The organism is Nocardia sp. NPDC058480 (assembly GCF_042720495.1).
Lineage (GTDB): Bacteria > Actinomycetota > Actinomycetes > Mycobacteriales > Mycobacteriaceae > Nocardia.
The window spans coordinates 609,959-626,848 of sequence record NZ_JBHXMN010000003.1; the positions used below are offsets into that span (position 1 = coordinate 609,959).

General features: G+C 64.8%; 17 protein-coding genes. 11 read left to right on the forward strand and 6 right to left on the reverse strand.

What is annotated here, in order from left to right:
- Nucleotides 1–163: 163 nt before the first annotated feature.
- From dnaK to ACFWO8_RS11630, 6 genes are all read left to right on the forward strand, one after another.
- Nucleotides 164–2,029: a molecular chaperone DnaK gene (dnaK, locus tag ACFWO8_RS11605; RefSeq protein WP_378948089.1), complete on the forward strand. Its 1,866-nt coding sequence runs from the start codon at nt 164–166 to the stop codon at nt 2,027–2,029.
- Nucleotides 2,026–2,592 (forward strand): nucleotide exchange factor GrpE, encoded by a 567-nt coding sequence (grpE, locus tag ACFWO8_RS11610; protein WP_378948094.1) that lies wholly within the window; start codon nt 2,026–2,028, stop codon nt 2,590–2,592. Before dnaK ends, grpE begins: the two co-directional genes overlap by 4 nt.
- An 18-nt stretch (nt 2,593–2,610) precedes the next feature.
- Nucleotides 2,611–3,807, forward strand: a complete 1,197-nt coding sequence (dnaJ, locus tag ACFWO8_RS11615; RefSeq protein ID WP_378948097.1) for a molecular chaperone DnaJ — start codon at nt 2,611–2,613, stop codon at nt 3,805–3,807.
- Entirely contained in the window at nt 3,807–4,208 is a 402-nt protein-coding gene (locus tag ACFWO8_RS11620; protein ID WP_101468370.1) for a heat shock protein transcriptional repressor HspR, read from the forward strand. The genes dnaJ and ACFWO8_RS11620 overlap by 1 nt, the downstream gene beginning before the upstream one ends.
- Nucleotides 4,209–4,823: 615 nt before the next feature.
- Nucleotides 4,824–5,993 carry an FAD-binding oxidoreductase gene (locus ACFWO8_RS11625; RefSeq protein WP_378948103.1) on the forward strand — a complete coding sequence of 390 codons (1,170 nt, stop codon included), beginning with the start codon at nt 4,824–4,826 and terminating at the stop codon, nt 5,991–5,993.
- Nucleotides 5,994–6,130: 137 nt separating this feature from the next.
- The gene (locus ACFWO8_RS11630; RefSeq protein ID WP_378948106.1) at nt 6,131–7,120 is read left to right on the forward strand and encodes an Rpn family recombination-promoting nuclease/putative transposase; all 990 of its coding nucleotides are present in this window, start codon (nt 6,131–6,133) and stop codon (nt 7,118–7,120) included.
- 211 nt (nt 7,121–7,331) lie between these two features.
- Here ACFWO8_RS11630 and ACFWO8_RS11635 read toward each other — a convergent pair whose 3' ends face one another.
- The 3 genes from ACFWO8_RS11635 to ACFWO8_RS11645 all read right to left on the reverse strand — a co-directional run bounded on the left by ACFWO8_RS11635 (nt 7,332) and on the right by ACFWO8_RS11645 (nt 11,744).
- Entirely contained in the window at nt 7,332–8,090 is a 759-nt protein-coding gene (locus tag ACFWO8_RS11635; protein ID WP_378948109.1) for an FAD-binding oxidoreductase, read from the reverse strand.
- A 29-nt stretch (nt 8,091–8,119) separates the two neighbouring features.
- Nucleotides 8,120–9,277 (reverse strand): FAD-binding oxidoreductase, encoded by a 1,158-nt coding sequence (locus ACFWO8_RS11640; protein ID WP_378948112.1) that lies wholly within the window; start codon nt 9,275–9,277, stop codon nt 8,120–8,122.
- A 211-nt stretch (nt 9,278–9,488) separates the two neighbouring features.
- Nucleotides 9,489–11,744, reverse strand: coding sequence for a serine/threonine-protein kinase (locus ACFWO8_RS11645; protein WP_378948115.1), 2,256 nt, complete (start codon nt 11,742–11,744; stop codon nt 9,489–9,491).
- 234 nt (nt 11,745–11,978) lie between these two features.
- On the opposite strand from ACFWO8_RS11645, the gene ACFWO8_RS11650 reads away from it, so the two are divergent.
- Complete coding sequence (locus tag ACFWO8_RS11650) at nt 11,979–12,557, forward strand: sugar O-acetyltransferase (RefSeq protein WP_378948118.1); 579 nt, start codon at nt 11,979–11,981, stop codon at nt 12,555–12,557.
- Nucleotides 12,558–12,650: 93 nt separating this feature from the next.
- Here ACFWO8_RS11650 and ACFWO8_RS11655 read toward each other — a convergent pair whose 3' ends face one another.
- Nucleotides 12,651–12,986, reverse strand: coding sequence for a helix-turn-helix domain-containing protein (locus tag ACFWO8_RS11655; RefSeq protein WP_378948121.1), 336 nt, complete (start codon nt 12,984–12,986; stop codon nt 12,651–12,653).
- Nucleotides 12,987–13,173: 187 nt separating this feature from the next.
- Between ACFWO8_RS11655 and ACFWO8_RS11660 the strand changes: the two genes are divergently transcribed.
- On the forward strand, nt 13,174–14,025 hold the full coding sequence (locus ACFWO8_RS11660) for an alpha/beta fold hydrolase (protein ID WP_378948124.1): 852 nt from the start codon (nt 13,174–13,176) through the stop codon (nt 14,023–14,025).
- Between the two features lie 168 nt (nt 14,026–14,193).
- On the opposite strand, the gene ACFWO8_RS11665 is transcribed toward ACFWO8_RS11660, so the two are convergent.
- Entirely contained in the window at nt 14,194–14,628 is a 435-nt protein-coding gene (locus tag ACFWO8_RS11665; protein WP_378948127.1) for a MarR family winged helix-turn-helix transcriptional regulator, read from the reverse strand.
- Nucleotides 14,629–14,687: 59 nt separating this feature from the next.
- Here ACFWO8_RS11665 and ACFWO8_RS11670 point away from each other — a divergent pair, with 59 nt between their 5' ends.
- Nucleotides 14,688–15,332 (forward strand): maleylpyruvate isomerase family mycothiol-dependent enzyme, encoded by a 645-nt coding sequence (locus ACFWO8_RS11670; RefSeq protein ID WP_378948130.1) that lies wholly within the window; start codon nt 14,688–14,690, stop codon nt 15,330–15,332.
- A gap of 7 nt (nt 15,333–15,339) precedes the next feature.
- Here the strand turns inward: ACFWO8_RS11670 and ACFWO8_RS11675 are convergent, their stop codons facing one another.
- Nucleotides 15,340–15,705 carry a hypothetical protein gene (locus ACFWO8_RS11675; RefSeq protein WP_378948132.1) on the reverse strand — a complete coding sequence of 122 codons (366 nt, stop codon included), beginning with the start codon at nt 15,703–15,705 and terminating at the stop codon, nt 15,340–15,342.
- 88 nt (nt 15,706–15,793) lie between these two features.
- Between ACFWO8_RS11675 and ACFWO8_RS11680 the strand changes: the two genes are divergently transcribed.
- Together ACFWO8_RS11680 and ACFWO8_RS11685 are read left to right on the forward strand one after the other, a co-directional pair.
- Nucleotides 15,794–16,318, forward strand: a complete 525-nt coding sequence (locus ACFWO8_RS11680; RefSeq protein WP_378948134.1) for a DUF3558 domain-containing protein — start codon at nt 15,794–15,796, stop codon at nt 16,316–16,318.
- Nucleotides 16,319–16,332: 14 nt separating this feature from the next.
- Nucleotides 16,333–16,710, forward strand: a complete 378-nt coding sequence (locus ACFWO8_RS11685; protein ID WP_378948137.1) for a hypothetical protein — start codon at nt 16,333–16,335, stop codon at nt 16,708–16,710.
- Nucleotides 16,711–16,890 lie beyond the last annotated feature (180 nt).

Here is a 16,890-nt window from a genome sequence, read left to right on the forward strand (position 1 = left end):
CGGGTGGCGGGAATGAATCGCCGCAGCTACTGGTTGTGCTGATCAACAACATGAGCGACCCTGACTCAACTTCGGGTTGACTCGCGGTGGATCTCGCAGGCAGGATTGAGCCCACTACGCTCAGCGTTGCATCAACCGAAACGTCAAACAGGAGGAAACCACTATGGCTCGTGCGGTCGGAATCGACCTCGGGACCACGAACTCCGTCGTCGCCGTGCTCGAAGGCGGCGAGCCGGTCGTCGTCGCGAACTCGGAAGGCTCGCGCACCACCCCCTCGATCGTCGCCTTCGCGAAGAACGGCGAGGTTCTCGTCGGTCAGCCCGCGAAGAACCAGGCGGTCACCAACGTCGATCGCACCATCCGCTCGGTCAAGCGCCACATCGGCACCGACTGGAACGTGGAGATCGACGACAAGAAGTACACGCCGCAGGAGATCTCCGCGCGCACGCTGATGAAGCTGAAGCGCGACGCCGAGGCCTACCTGGGCGAGGAGATCACCGACGCCGTGATCACCGTCCCGGCCTACTTCGAAGACGCCCAGCGTCAGGCCACCAAGGAAGCCGGCCAGATCGCCGGTCTGAACGTGCTGCGCATCGTCAACGAGCCCACCGCGGCCGCGCTCGCGTACGGCCTGGACAAGGGCGACAAAGAGCAGACCATCCTGGTCTTCGACCTCGGTGGCGGCACCTTCGACGTCTCGCTGCTGGAAATCGGTGAGGGCGTCGTCGAGGTCCGCGCGACCTCCGGTGACAACCACCTCGGTGGCGACGACTGGGACGAGCGCGTCGTGTCCTGGCTGGTCGACAAGTTCAAGGCGTCCTCGGGCATCGACCTGACCAAGGACAAGATGGCCATGCAGCGTCTGCGTGAGGCCTCGGAGAAGGCCAAGATCGAGCTGTCCTCGGGCCAGTCCACCTCGATCAACCTGCCCTACATCACCGTCGACGCGGACAAGAACCCGCTGTTCCTCGACGAGCAGCTCACCCGCTCGGAGTTCCAGAAGATCACCTCCGATCTGCTGGATCGCACCCGCGCGCCGTTCCAGTCCGTGATCAAGGACTCGGGCCTGAACGTGGCCGATATCGACCACGTCGTGCTCGTCGGTGGCTCCACCCGTATGCCCGCCGTGTCCGACCTGGTCAAGGAACTGACCGGCGGCCGTGAGCCCAACAAGGGCGTGAACCCGGACGAGGTCGTCGCCGTCGGCGCCGCGCTGCAGGCCGGCGTGCTCAAGGGCGAGGTCAAGGACGTCCTGCTGCTCGATGTCACCCCGCTGTCGCTGGGTATCGAGACCAAGGGTGGCGTGATGACCAAGCTCATCGAGCGCAACACCACCATCCCCACCAAGCGCTCGGAAACCTTCACCACCGCTGACGACAACCAGCCTTCGGTGCAGATCCAGGTGTTCCAGGGTGAGCGCGAGATCGCCTCGCACAACAAGCTGCTCGGCTCCTTCGAGCTCACCGGCCTGCCCCCGGCCCCGCGCGGCGTGCCGCAGATCGAGGTCACCTTCGACATCGACGCCAACGGCATCGTGCACGTCACCGCGAAGGACAAGGGCACCGGCAAGGAAAACAAGATCAAGATCCAGGACGGCTCCGGTCTGTCCAAGGAAGAGATCGAGCGCATGGTCGCCGACGCCGAGGCGCACGCCGCCGACGACAAGGCGCGCCGTGAAGAGGCCGAGACCCGCAACCAGGCCGAGTCGCTGGTGCACCAGACCGAGAAGTTCATCAACGAGCAGAAGCTGAGCGAGGGTGGCGCACAGGTCTCCGCCGATCAGCTGGCGAAGGTGGAGAACGCGGTCACCGAGGCCAAGCAGGCGCTCGAGGGCACCGATATCTCCGCGGTGAAGTCGGCCGTGGAGAAGCTGGCCACCGAGTCGCAGGCCCTTGGCCAGGCGATCTACGAGGCCAGTGCCGCCGCCGACGCGCAGTCCGGCAACGGCGCGGGCCCGAGCCAGGCCGACGACGACCAGGTCGTCGACGCGGAGGTCGTGGACGAGCCGGTCGACACGGACAAGAAGTGACCGAGGCGAACTCCTCGGAGCAGGAGTTGGTCACCGAAATCCTGGACGACACTGCCGACGAGAACGCGGAGGCCGCCCCGGCGGACTCCGCGCTCGACGCCGAAGTCGTCGAACCGGAGCACGACGAGCTGGCCGAGCGCACGGCCGACCTGCAGCGGTTGACCGCGGAATACGCGAACTACCGTCGCCGGGTCGAGCGTGACAGGCAGGCCAACATCGACGCCGCCAAGGCGTCGGTGGTCACCGAATTGCTCGCGGTGCTCGACGATCTGGATCGGGCGAGGGCGCACGGCGACCTCGATTCCGGCCCGCTGAAGTCCGTCGCCGACAAGCTCGAGACCGCGCTCACCAAGCAGGGTCTCGTCGAATTCGGTGCCACCGGTGACCCGTTCGACCCCACGCTGCACGAGGCAGTGCAGCACGAGGGTTCGGGCGCCGACCCGGTGATCGGCATCGTCATGCGCAAGGGCTATCGGTTCGGCGACCGGGTGCTTCGGCACGCGTTGGTCGGGGTAACCGACGCGGAGGCATCGGACGCGGATGCCGCCGCGAACGAGGAATAAGAAAGGAGGAGATGCCCGGTGAGTCAACGGGAGTGGATCGAAAAGGACTTCTACAAGGAGCTGGGTGTCTCCTCTGGCGCCTCGCAGGACGAGATCAAGAAGGCCTACCGCAAGCTCGCCCGCGACCTGCACCCGGATTCCAACCCGGGTGATACCAAGGCCGAGGAGCGGTTCAAGACCGTCAGCGAGGCCAACGCGGTGCTGTCGGATCCGGCCAAGCGCAAGGAGTACGACGACACGCGCCGCCTGTTCGCGGGCGGCGGCGGTGGCGGCCGGGCCTACGGCGGCGGCGGGTTCAACCCCGGTGCCGGCGGCGGCTTTTCGCAGGACTTCAACATCGGTGACATCTTCGGTCAGGCCGGTGGCACCGGTGCCGCCGCGGGCGACGGCGGGCTCGGCGATCTGCTGGGTGGGCTGTTCAACCGGGGTGGCGGCGGCCGGGCGGCGGCTCGTCCGCGCCGCGGTGCCGATGTGGAGACCGAGACGACCCTGGGTTTCCGCGAGGCCGCCCAGGGCGTCACCGTTCCGCTGCGGATGACAAGTCCGTCGCCGTGCACCACCTGTCACGGCAGTGGTGCCAAGCCGGGCACCAGCCCGCGCGTGTGCCCGCACTGCAACGGTGCTGGCGTGGTCAGCCGTAATCAGGGCGCGTTCGGTTTCAGCGAGCCCTGCGACGACTGCCGCGGCACCGGGTCGATCATCGACGACCCGTGCACCGACTGCTCGGGTACCGGTATCCAGAACCGCACCCGCACCATCACCGTCCGGATCCCACCGGGCGTCAGCGATGGGCAGAAGATCCGGCTCGCCGGTCAGGGCGAGGCGGGTCTGCGCGGTGCGCCTTCGGGCGATCTGTATGTCACCGTGCACGTCAGCCAGGACAAGGTCTTCGGCCGTCAGGGCGACGACCTCACCCTGGTGCTCCCGGTGAGCTACAGCGAATTGGTACTGGGGACAACAGTTTCCGTGCCGACGCTGGACGGCCGGGTCGGCGTGAAGGTGCCCGCGGGCACCGCCGACGGGCGTATCCTGCGGGTTCGCGGTCGTGGTGTGCCCAAGCGCGGTGCGGCAGGCGGCGCCGGTGACCTGCTGGTCACGGTGAAGGTCGCGGTCCCGCAATCGCTCGACTCCGACGCCACCGATGCGCTCAAGCGCTATCAGGAAGCGGAGAAGGCCAGTGGCTTCGAACCGCGTGGAGGATGGGCGGGTGCTTGATGTCCGATGATCCGAAGTCCGTTTCGGGTGCTACCTCGCGTGCCGAGTTCTTCATGATCTCGGTGGCGGCTCAGCTGGCGGGGATGCACGCGCAGACGTTGCGTACCTACGACCGGCTGGGTTTGGTCACCCCACAACGGACCTCGGGTGGCGGACGCCGTTACTCGGCCCGCGATGTGGAGGTGCTGCGCGAAGTGCAGCGCCTGTCACAGGACGAGGGCGTCAATCTCGCCGGCATCAAGCGCATCATCGAGCTCACCAATCAGGTGGAGGCGTTGCAGCAGCGCGTCGAGGAGATGAGTGCGGAGCTGGAGCGGTTGCGGGCGGGCTACCGGCCCGATCTGTCGCCGCCGGCGCGCAGTACCGCGCTCGTGGTGTGGCAGCCACGGCATCGGCGCTGAGCAGTATTCGATGCGACGAGCCTCCGGTTCGACATCCGCTGCGGTGGATGCGAGCCGGGGGCTCGCCCGTCTCCGGTCAACCCCCGGCGACCGTACAGCGACTATTCAGCAACTCACTTATTCATGATCTTGCTGATCGGAAGTAGTGCCGCGGCGCGCTGAGGTGCGGATTTATCACCCTGGACGTCCAAAAATTTGCTGCCGGGATGCTGAATTCGGATCAAACGGAACGCAATTCACCGTGCCCGCCCAGCCACTCCGGTGCACCTACCTGGCGTGTCATGGCCCGGCGCGTCGGATTGTGGCAGGCGGCAGGTGTAGCGGAAGAGTCGCTCTACCAGGCATTTTGGTTTCCAGGTGTCTGGCATGCGGGGCGGTTTGAGGAATCATGGGCAGGTGTTCACCCGCAATTAACGGTCTTCGGGTATGTTTTCATGGGAAACTACTAGGAACCGCCTGGTATTTCAAGAATTACATGCGTGATGTTTAAGAGTACGATTCCTAAGCTGGCAAACCTCGCCTAGACTTCTCGCATCGGCTGCTGACGAGTGTCCTCCCAGCCCGTCACTCGCCGGCGCGGCTAGCGTTCGATGGCGAAACGAGGTTGTGACACATATGGATTCGCGGACTATCGCTTTGATCCGTACTACGTTCAAGGCGGTTGCTGCGGAAGAAGGTGGGTCCGAGAAGCTGTCGAGTTCGTTCTACTCGATCCTCTTCACGGACTACCCCGGTGTCCGCGACTACTTCCCGGCTGCCATGGATGCCCAGCGCGACCGACTCGTCACCGCGATCGCCTACGCCCTCGAACGACTGGAGGAGCCCGACAAGCTGCTGCCGTTCCTGGCCCAGCTCGGGCGCGACCATCGCAAGTACGGCGTGCAACCGGCGCACTATGTGGCCGTGGCCAACTCGCTGAAGTCGGCGCTGCGGTTGTTCGCCGGTGCGGAGATGTGGACCGACGAGGTCGCCAGCGCGTGGGATGAGGGCCTGGCCACCATCAGCGGCGCGATGATCAGCGCAGCCGACAAGGAAACGACACCGGCCACCTGGACGGGCACCGTCGTCGAACATCGCGAGGTGCTGCGCAATCTCTCGATCGTCCGGGTACAGCTCGACGAGCCGATGCAGTATGCCGCAGGCCAGTACCTCAGCGTGCAGATCCCCTCGCGGCCGCGCATGTGGCGTTATCTCTCGCCCGCGAACCCGGCTAATGCCAACGGCGAGATCGAGTTCCACATTCGCGGAGTGCTCGGCGGCTGGGTCAGCCCCGCGATGGTCGCGCACACCGCCGTCGGCGACCAGTGGCGACTCGGCTCGCCCCTCGGCGGCCTCGGCGTGCCACGCAACACCAAACGCAAGATGCTGATGGTCGGCTGTGGCTCCGGCATCGCCCCCCTGCGCGCCCAGATCATGGCGATGGCCCAGCGCCGGGTGAACCCGAAGGTCCACCTGTTCGTCGGCGGCCACCACCCCTGCGACCTCTACGACCTCCAGGTCCTGAGCCAACTCGCCATCACCAACAAATGGCTCACCGTCACCCCCGTCACCGAAAGTGACGAAAACCCCTGGTGGTACTACGACTCCGGCGAACCCCACCCCGAACTCCCCGGCCTCGAACCCCGCATGACCGGCCAAATCGGCAAGGTAGTAGCCAGCTACGGCCCCTGGGCAGACCGCGACGTCCAAATAGTCGGCTCCCCCTCGATGGTCCAAACCACCAAGTTCCGCTTGATGGCAGCAGGCACCCAAGCCCAGTCGATCAGACACGATCCCTTGTTCTGACTTGTCATTCCAGCAGGCACCCAAGCCCAATCGATCCGCCACGATCCCTTGTTCTGAGCGGTGAGCGGATTGCCATCTGGTGGTTGGTGCGGCTTCACGCATTTGGCGGCCGCCAGCTCGTGAGATAGCTTGTCGCTATGGGGGATTCAGCAGCGAAACCGCACGATGCTCTCTTCCGGCACTTCATCGGCCAGCCGAGCAACGCAGCCGCCCAAGCTCGCCCGGTCATCACATCCGCTCTAGCCGCGCGCATCGACTGGTCCAGCCTCGCCCTCGAGTCGATCAGCTTCGTCTCCCGGCACTTGCGCGGAACCTACAGTGATCTGTTGTTCAGCGCCCGTTTCGATGGCCGTGACGCATACCTCTACCTATTGCTGGAACACCAGTCCAGCAGCGACCATTTCATGTCGCTACGCATGCTCGACTACATGGTGTCGATCTGGAACAGGTACCTGCGTGATCACCCGAAGAGCAAGACCCTTCCGCTGGTTATCCCGATCGTCGTCCACGCCAGCCCCGATGGGAAGCGGTGGACCGCCCCGACCGATGTTGCCGACCTGATCGACCTCGGTCCCGACCTGCGGGCCGCTTTCGACCAGCATGTTCCCCACCTACGATTTCTCCTCGATGACCTCACCGCCGCGACCATCGATGAGCTCTACGCCCGTCCCAACATCCCCGAGACCCTTGCCTTGCAAGTGCTGTTGAAGACCGCTCCGGACAATCAGCGCCTTGATAGTGATCTCAAACGGCTGCTACCAGCCCTGATGGCGTTGGTTGGCGATGACTTGATCGCGATCCTGACGTACATTGTGAGTGTGGGCGACACTCCTGACGAGCGCCTGCAGCCCATCGTTGACAGCATCGGACCCGAAGCGAAGGAGGCCTTCGTGACAACCGCCGACCGACTCCGAACCGAAGGACGTACCGAAGGCCGGGCTGAAGGCCGGGTCGAAGGGCGGATTGCCGCTCTGCGAGAGATGCTGACCGAACTGTTGACCATCAAGTTCGGTAACCTACCCACCAAGATCACCGACGCGGTATCCAGGGCCGACCAGGAGCAGTTGCGTCGATGGACGACCAGATCCGCGACCGCCACCTCTCTGAGCGACATGCGTATCGCATAATCCCTGCTGAGGGTAAGCCAACCAGCCGCCCATATCGAGGATCAGGTTTGCCGCGGGTCGCTGTCTTTGTCGGCGATCGCATACTGATCGATCGCATCGACGGCAGCCTCGAACTCGGCGTCCAACCCGATCGTTCCTGCCCACTTGCGGGCCCGCTCGTTGAGGTCGGCACCGTTTGTCGTCGACCCATCGCTGATCCCTACGGCGGATGTCAGGCGCCTTCGGAGATGATGTTCGCTGGGGGAGTGCCTGATTCGATCAGGCGGTCGACGGTGGTGCGAACCATCGCGGGTGAGCCGCACACCAGGACTTGGTGTTTGGTGAACGGACCGTGCGCGGCGGCGACATCGGCGAGGGTGCCGTAGAGCATTTCCTCGGGACCGAAGCCCACGTCGGAGCGGGTCTGCTCATGCCATTCATCGCGCACCGCAGGATCATCCGGGTTCTCGACAACCGGAATGACGGAAAGCCAAGGCAATTCGCCCGCCAGCAGGAACAGCATGTCGTTGGCGTAGAGGTCGCGCGGCGAGCGTCCGCCGAAGAACAAATAGGTGCGCGGCGGAGTATCGCGGCGGGCCAGGTCAAGGATCTGGGCGCGCATCGGCGCCAGTCCGGTACCGCCGGCGATCATCACCACCTCGACAGCATCGGGATCAACCGCGAAAACCCCATGGGGAGCATTGATTCGCCACTGATCACCGGGTTTGGTGTCGGCGACGATAGAACTCGAACACCACCCACCGGGCACCGTCCGCACATGGAACTCGAGCTTGCCGTCCAGCGAGGGCGGCAGCGCGGGGGAGAACCGCCGCCGCACTCCGGGATGCTGTGGCACCTCCACCTCTACCGAACCCCCGGCTTCGAACGGCACGAAATCGCCGATCAGCCGGATCACGGCGAGGTCGTGGCGCAAGCGGTGGTGACCGACGACGGTCGCCGTCCATGCGGGGTCTGGAAAAGCGTTGCTCATCAGCCTCTTTCGCGAAGAGAAGGGCGGGTTCAGACAGGGTCGGCGGCGATGATCTCACTCGGTGTACCGGCTCGCTGGAGCGCGTAACGGGTGTTGGCGATCATCGTCGGCGATCCCGCGATCTGGATCTGACGGTCCGACCACGCGCCGAAGCTGGTCACCACCGCTCCTAGATTACCGACCAGCCGACGCGGCATGCCCATCGGCGCCTCGCCCGAATCCTGGGGATACCACCAGGGATTGGTGTGTTCCTCGCACACCGGCACCACGGTCAGCCACGGATTGGATTGCGAGAGCTGCCACATGTTGTCCACGTCGTAGAGGTCGCCGGGATAGCGCCCGCCGATGAAGAAGTGCACGCGCGGATTGATCCCACGCTGACTCATCTCGATCAGCTGCGCCCGCAACGGCGCGATCCCCGTGCCGGAGCCGATCATCAGCACATCGCGCCCCGACTCCCGGTCCACGTGCAAACCACCGAGCGGTCCGGCGATCTTCCACCGATCGCCGACCTTGGTGTCGTTGACGATCGCCGGGCTCACCCAGCCACCACTGATCCGCCGCACATGGAATTCGATTTCGCCATAGGGGTTCGCGGGGATGGCGGGGGAGAAGTAGCGCCACATATTCGGCCGCTGCGGCACCGCGACCGGCACATACTGACCGGCCTTGAACGGAATGGGCCCGTCGGCCTGCAACCGCACGATCGCCAGATCGTCGAGCACCCGCCGGTGACCCACCACGGTGGCGTCCCAGTACGGCTGCGACGTGTCCTCATTGGCGCCGATCGCCATCGACGCCGAGATCAACAGGGTGATGTCGCGCCAGCCCTCGTCGAGCTCCCTGGTCCAGCGGTTGCCGTGGAAGGTGCGCAGCGCCGCGAGCAGCGCGCGTCCGGCCAGGTCGTAGTGGTCGGCTTCGACCCCGTACTTGCGATGGTCGCGGGCCAGTTGCTCGAGGAAGCGTTGCGCTCGTTCGAAGTCCTCGAGATGGTCGAGGACGAACTGCACCGCCGTCGTGATCCGCTTGGCCTGCATGTCCATGGCAGGCGGAAACAGCTCACGCAATCTCGGGTCCTGCGCGAACAGGTGACCGTAAAAGGCGCTGATCAGCCGCTCGGACCCGCCAGGTGTCTCCGACACCCCGCGGAAATCGGCGCGGACCAGCGCAAGCGAACGCGCATCCACGTCGTCAAGCTCCATTCTCTGCAATTGCCGCAATGTGGCTCACCCGTGGGTGGCGCCCTTCCCAGTATCCCCCGAAACTGCCGTCTTGGTGCAGGGATGCTCGTCACGCCTTGCCCAACCGCACGGATCCTAAACCGCCCACTCCCGATCAGCACGATCTCCCCGCCATCGATACGTGTCAGTGATCTTGTTCGGAGCAGCCACGGCTGATTTACACGACCACCCGCTCGAGCGCGCGCAGGTCTGCATCCAGCTTCCTGAACAACCAGTAGACGGCGACGAACGCGAGCCCGGAGGCCGCGCACAAACCGAGAACCGAATCGCGCACGAGTGGCAGCTCCTCGGGTTCGAGGGCGCTGAATCCGGCCAGAACCCCGACCACCGGCACCGACGCCGTCACCGCGAGATAGACCGTGGCTCTGCGGCGCAGCGCCCGAACTTCATCCGAGTCGTTCACCGTCGTGGGGCCGTGGCGCAGGTAGATGGGATAGACACAGCGGACGATGTAGAACGTCGAAAGGAAGAACGTGTAGGCGACCGAGATGGTGCCCGTCACCAGAACCGTCGTTGCCGCATGGACCAGCAGCCGCGTCGGGAGCTCGGTGAACCAGACGAGCAGAATCACCCCCATCACGGTTGCGAGCACCGCGAACAACAGGGTGTTCATCGCACACAGGTCGCCCCACAACAATGTTCGCGACCGCACCCGCGCGAGCGTTCCCTCGTCGTAGCGCCTGCCATCGCGCAAACCGCGAGGGACAGCGAGCAAATTGCGCGATATGTATCGGTAGATGAGGACCGACGGCGGTAAGACACAGAGGATGAAAATGGTGGTGCCGTTGTACAGCCGCTCGGCGGTGGCAGCGGGCAGGCGCTCGGCGATCAGTTCCTGGAGGTGCACCGCCAGGTAGATCGTAGCCAGGCCGACGCCGACCAGCGACGATGACCACAGGATGGGGGTCGGCCATCGTGCAAGTCGTGCCCGCCAGCTGTTCGGCGGCGGATAGACCAGGTCGCGCGCCCGCTCCTCCAGACACAAGTCGAGCTGCTGGGCCAATTCCGTGCCACTGGAGTAGCGGTCTTCGCGGTGCGGCGACAAACACCTCAGCAGCACTAGACGCAGCGCCATGGGGCAATCGGGCGGAAGCTCCGACAGAATCTCGGAGTCGACGGGTCTGCGCCGCAGTTCGAGCATGCGCGACAGCGACGTCTCCGTCTCGCCCGCGGCCGTTTCGTCCGCGAAGGGGCGGTGTCCCGTGAGCAACTCCCACAGCATCACGGCCAGCGCGAAGATGTCGCTTCGAGTGTCGAGGTCGGCGGCGGTCGTCGGCAGGTCCGGATGGCAGGCTTCGAGCTGTTCGGGCGACATGTACGCCAGCGATCCGCCGAAGTAGGCCAGGGGATTTGTGCCTTTGACGCCTGTGCTGGAGCTGACGTTGAAGTCGGCCAGCTTCGGGATCCCCTCGGCGCTCAACAGCACGTTCGCGGGTTTGATGTCTCGATGCAATACCCCCCGTTCAGCCGCGTGCTCGAGCGCGTCCGCGAGTCGGCGGCCCAACCAGGCGATGGTCTCCGGCCACGTCAATGCGGCGGTCCGTATCCGAACAGCTGATTCTGTCGGTCGAACCTCGCCCTTCTTCTCCAGTACCTTGTCGATGGCATCGAGCAGCAATTGCCCGCTGCGGTGTTCCGGTGGCGTCGAGCGCACCAAGCGCAGCACATCGAGCAGTGTGCCCCCGGGTAGGTACTGCATGTAGAGCAGTTTCAGCTCGCCATCGGCAATGAGTCGCTGGTCGAAGACGCGCACGATGTATTCGTGGTCCAATTGCGCGAGGGTCTGCGGCTCGGTGCCGTGATTGTGGGAAATCTTGACCGCGACCAATCGTTGCATCGATTGCTGCCGAGCGAGATACACCTGGGCGAAGGCGCCCGCCCCGATCCGCATCAAGAGGTCGAAGTCCTCGACATGGTGTCCGACAGCGATGGCGTCGAGCACTACTTGGGCATTCGGCCGCGCGATCAATGTGCTGCGGTAATCGTCGGTGACTCCGACGAGCTCGGAGCCGGCCGCCGCGTCGGTGACCTCGGCGATAGCCGGATCGGGGGCGGGTGAACCACGGCGCACTGCGTGGAATTCCTCGTAGACCAGCTCGGCTGGCAGCGGACCATCTTGCAGCTCGGCGAACTCCGCACGATAGTCGACCAGTCGTTTGGGAAAGTGATACCGAAGCCAGCGGTACTCGAGGTCGATCTTGATCAGTTCGATCAGTACCGTTCGCCGCTTGGCCGGTTCACGGGGCAGGTATGCCGACACCTCGGGTGGGGATCCGGCGGCCCAAGCCTCGGAAAACCGTGCCACGGCGGTGGCAAGCGCGGTGCGGGTTTGTTCAGCCGAATCGACCAGGTCGATCGGCTCGGGCGATAACGTGGCTGCTGCGCGCGCGGCCCAGGATCGTGGTTGCCCCACATTATCTCCTCAGTGCCAGTCCTCCCTGCTCAAGGGTATCGCTTTCGAAACGACCGGCACGGGCCACGGAACAAGCACCGGGTGGGGTATCAACACCCGGCGATTCGCGGTCGACCCGCTAGATCCTCGACTCATGCGCCTACGGGCATCGCGTTCTCGTTCGCGCCAGGAGTCACGATCGAGGGGTTCGTCTTCGACGTCGTGCGCCGGTGATCAGGGTGTGAGAATCGGGGGATGGCGAGCGACAACTTCATGGACATTCACGATCCTGAACTTCTGGCCCGGGGTGAGCGGGTTCTCGGGGCCGAGTTCAGGGCGATGCACGAGCGGGTTCTGCGGGTCAGCGCGTTGACCTCCCGGCTCAACTTGCTGCCCTTCGACGACGAGACCGGGAAGGCGGCGCTGCTCGAAGAGATCCTGGGCCGCCCGCTCCCGTCGGGGCTCACCATCTACCCGCCCTTCTACACCGATCACGGGCTGAACCTGGACCTGGCCGAGCGGGTGTTCATCAATCAGGGCTGCACGTTTCTCGACTACGCCGGAATCCGGTTGGGGAAGGGCGTGATGGTCGGCCCGAAGGCCACCTTCATCACCATGGGCCACCCCGTCGACCCGGAGGAACGGCGCCGATTCCTCACCGGCGCACCGATCGACGTCGCGGACAACGTGTGGATCGGGGCGGGCGCGATGATCCTGCCGGGCGTCAGCATCGGCCGCGACTCGGTGATCGCCGCGGGCGCGATCGTCGCCGACGACGTTCCGGCTAATAGCTTGGTGACTGGCTCCAAGGCGGCTGTGCAGCGAAGCTGGTAGCGCGGTGTCCGGTCGGTCAGCTTGAACCGTCGGCTACGACGGAATGCGCCGACCTCACGCGTACGGGTCGGTGATTTCGCGGTCCTGCCCTGACTATGCGATGAGGCCGAGTGTTTCCTCTGCGGTGTCGGGGTCCGCGCCGACACTGACCGAGAACCGGACGCCGAGCGCGCGGCCGAGCCGATCCAGGACCGAGAGCGTCGGTACTCCGCCTCCTCCGCCCTCCAATCGCGACACCGCAGGCTGCGTCATCTGTGCTCGTCGAGCTAGTTCGGTCTGCGACATGCCCAAGGCGGTGCGTCGCGTGAAAACGGCCCGGCCGAGCGCGATTTCAACTCTGGCGATGTCTCGCGCTGCGCGATATTCGTCGGTGTCTCGCTTCGCCGCCAAGACTGGATCGTCGGCCATTCGATTGTGGCCCTTCATCATTCGACCTCGTCAACTCGAGCCAGCTGAGCTGGAGCAAGCTCTCGCAACCACTCGACTACCTCCGGCTCGGCGCGGATCTCGAACAAGGCCATGCATTTGATGGTATATCGGAGGTGGGTGCGATCGGCAACTGGTCGAGTGGGTAAGGCCCTGGTGCGGAAACTGAAACGTGTTCTAGTCTGGATGTGTGGATGTGACATACGAGAACACGTTGAGGGAGGTCGGCACCGAGAAGGGGGTGCTGCGCTATCACGAGGTCGGTGACGGGCCGCCGTTGCTGCTGTTGCACGGTTCTGGAATCGGCGTCAACGGCTGGCGAAACTATCGCGGCAATCTGGCGGCGTTCGCTGAACACTTTCACTGCTACGCGCTCGAGTTCCCTGGATTCGGCGTCAGTGACCCGGTGCGGGGCCATCCGGTCCTCACTGCCGTCGACTCGGTCGTGCGCTTCATGGATGCGCTGGGCATCGAATCCGCTTCTGTGGTGGGCAATTCCATGGGCGGTGTCGTCGGGGCGAACGTCTCCATCAACCATGCGACGCGGATCGACAAGCTCGTTGCTATCGGCGGCGTGGGCACCAACATCTTCAGTCCTGGGCCGAGCGAGGGGTCGCGGCTGCTGCAGGAATTTGCCGATAATCCCACCAGGGACGGACTGATTCGGTGGCTGAACTGTATGTTGTTCGACCCGAAATTGGTCACCGACGAGCTGATCGAGGAGCGCTGGCAGGCGGCGAATGATCCGGGTGCGCTGCGGACAATACGGGCGATGTACGGCTCGGAAGCGATTGCGCGGCAACAACAATTCCTGGCCGATTCGGATGTGCCGCCTTACTGGTCGATGCTGCACAAGGTGCAGTGCCCCACCTTGCTCACCTGGGGCTTCGACGACCGGCAGTGCCCCCTGGACATGGCGACGATCCCACTGCGGTTGATCCCCGATGCCGAACTGCATGTGTTCCCCAACTGCGGCCACTGGGTGAACACCGAGGCCAAGGATGCCTTCGAACGAGTGAGTATCGAGTTCTTGCGTCGCTGATCGGACATCACCGGGGAACGTTCTGCTCGCACACGGCAACAACGCCGCCCTCGGAAGCCACCAAGGACGCGGCATCGGCCACCTCCTTCTGAGCGCAGCACGGAGCGGGGCGATCGAACGCCGAGTCCGCCGGATCGCCCTCCGTGTCTTAGGCGCCAGTACCCGCGCTCACGCGTACGGGTCGGTGATTTCGCGGAGGGTGGTGAGCGTCTTGCGAAGTTCGGTGGAGGCTCGTTTTCCCAGGTGGGCGAGCCATTCGGACTGAACCTCGTCGGCGGTGCGGTTGGCGAGGTCGGCGGCGGCGCGGCCGGTGGGGGTGAGGCGCAGGAGGCGGGCGCGGCCGTCGGTGGGGTCGGGGACGCGTTCGAGGTAGTCGGCGCGGACCAGCTGGTCGGCGAGGGTGCTCGCGGTTTGTTTGGTGACTTGGGCCTGGGCGGCGAGGTCGGTGAGGCGGGTGCCGTCGGGGGCGATCCGGGCGACCAGGCGGGCCTTGGCGGGGGTGAGTTCGGCGTGACCGCCCGCGGTGAGCGCGGCGAATACCCGGCGCTCCATTTCCCGGTACGGGACGAACAGGAGCACGCCCAGGTTGAGCTCGTCGCCCATGCTCTCCTCCTTGTTTCGGTCAGTGTATCTGACTATATTGGTCAGATACACTGACTATTGTGCGGAGGCCGATCATGGATCGCGAGCAGCAGTGGCAGGTCATCGAACAGCGGCGCCGCGCCGTCGCCGACCTACTCGACGACCTCACCCCGGCCGAATGGGAATCGCCGTCACTGTGCGCGGGCTGGCGGGTGCGCGATGTCGCCGCACATCTGGCGATGGCACCGCAGCCGCCCGGGCCTGCCGCGATGGTTCGGCTGGGGATCCAGGCGGGCGGCCGCTTCCATCGAATGAATCACGATGTAGCGGTGCGCTATTCGGATCGCCCCGACCTGGCAGGGGAGATCCGCGCGCACGCGGCGTCGCGCCGATTGCCCGCAGTGACCAGCTACCGCAACATCTTCTTCGACGTGATCGTCCACGCCCAGGACATCGCCCGCCCGCTCGGCCGCACCGTCGACGTCGCCCCGCGCGCGGCCGCCGTTGCCGCACAACGGGTCTGGACGATGGGCTGGCCCTTCTGGGCCAAGCGCCACCTGCGCGGCCTGCGCTTGGCCGCCGTCGACATCGAATGGTCAACGGGCGCAGGCACTCCGGTGCACGGCCCCATCCTCGACCTACTGCTCGTGATGACCGGCAGATCAGTGGCCGTGGCGAACCTGCGTGGACCGGGCGTCGAAGCGCTGTCGCACCGCCTGCGCTGAGACCGGGTCAGCCGACGACCTTCTGCACGGCCGCCTGCCGCGCCTGTTCATCGACGTCCCCGATCTCGAACCCCTTGCCCACGATGTGCTGGACCAGCGCGGGCTCCGGCGGCAGTCCGTACTTGCGCAGGTAGTACCCGACAGCGCCCGGCCAGACGAAGACGCCGTCGGTGTGGAAGTTCAACGGCACGTCGCGCTGGGTGGGGTCGAACTCGTCGGCGTCGTGGCTGCGGGCGCTCAGAATCACCGGTGCGTGCTCGAGGTAGGCCAGCACCTGATCCTGGATGTCGGAGTCCACCGCCGATCGGTTCACTACCGGTTTGCCCTGGGGATCACGCCCGTCGAACGGCGCCGAAAGTCGAAGTTCGCTCATGCTCACACAACCTACGCGGCCCCGGCTCGCAGCGGCTGACCGTGCTAATGTGCCTGGTCAAGGCAGTGCTCGGCCGGAAGGGGTGGGGATGAAACGCGCAGGCACGGCGATGCTGGTTGCCGGTTTGGCGGTTGTCGGGCTGGTCGGGTGTGACTCGGGGGAGTCGACGTCGAAGGGGGCGACGACTACGGCTAAGCCGGTTCTGTGGAATCCGTGCACGGAGATTTCCGATGCTGCGTTGACGGAGGCGGGGGTGGATCCGGCGACGGAGGAGAAGGGTGTCGCGGGGGTTCCGCAATCAGGGTGGGAGATCTGCGGATGGGCTGGGCCAGACTTCTCGCTCACTGTGTACACGACGAACAAGCCTGTGGATGAGTTTGAGCAGAAGCCTGGCAATGTCGACTTCCGGGACGTGACCATCGCGGGCCGTACAGGACGCGAGTTCAAGGTCACGGGTGCGTCGAAGGATCTCGGATGTGACGTGGTCTTTCCTGCGAAGCAAGGCGTCGTCCAGTTGCAGATTTTCAACTCGGCGCTGAAGACGGGGCTGGATGACCCCTGCACGTACCTCGAGCGTGTGGGCGAAGTGCTCGTTCCGATCTTTCCGAGCTGAACCGGGGAGGGTTCATGAGTGAAAACACCGCGTACACCAATTTGCTTGCGCAGGCGAAGGCGGGCGAGGTCTATCTGAACGACGAGGCTGCGGCCTTCCATATGTTCAAGGCGTGCGACGACCGACTTGCAGACTTGCAAGAGATCTTGGTTGTTACCCGCCGAGTCCAGAGCGTCACCGGCTTCGGTGACTTCCAGATAGGCAAGGATCTCGAGAAGAAGTTCCTCCTTCAGGCGACTGGAGATCAGAACTCGATCGATGCCGTGGTGAGGAAGGACATTGAGGCTGTGCAGCAACTGCGTGAGGTCTTCTCCATCTCCTTCAAACGCATCGCAGGCAAAGACATCGAGAACGCCAACGCCCTCGACTACGCCACCGGGCAGGTGAGCTGACATGACCGGCATGCAGAGCATCGGCGGCGTCGACCTACTCGGCAACCTCCGCAACTTCGTCATGTCCCCGTTCTCCGACGACGACGGGCCTTGACCCCGGGTGATGGACACGCTTGATCTTGGTCTCAGACCAGAAAAGCGAGAAGATCTACCCGATGCCCAAGAAGAACTACACCGACG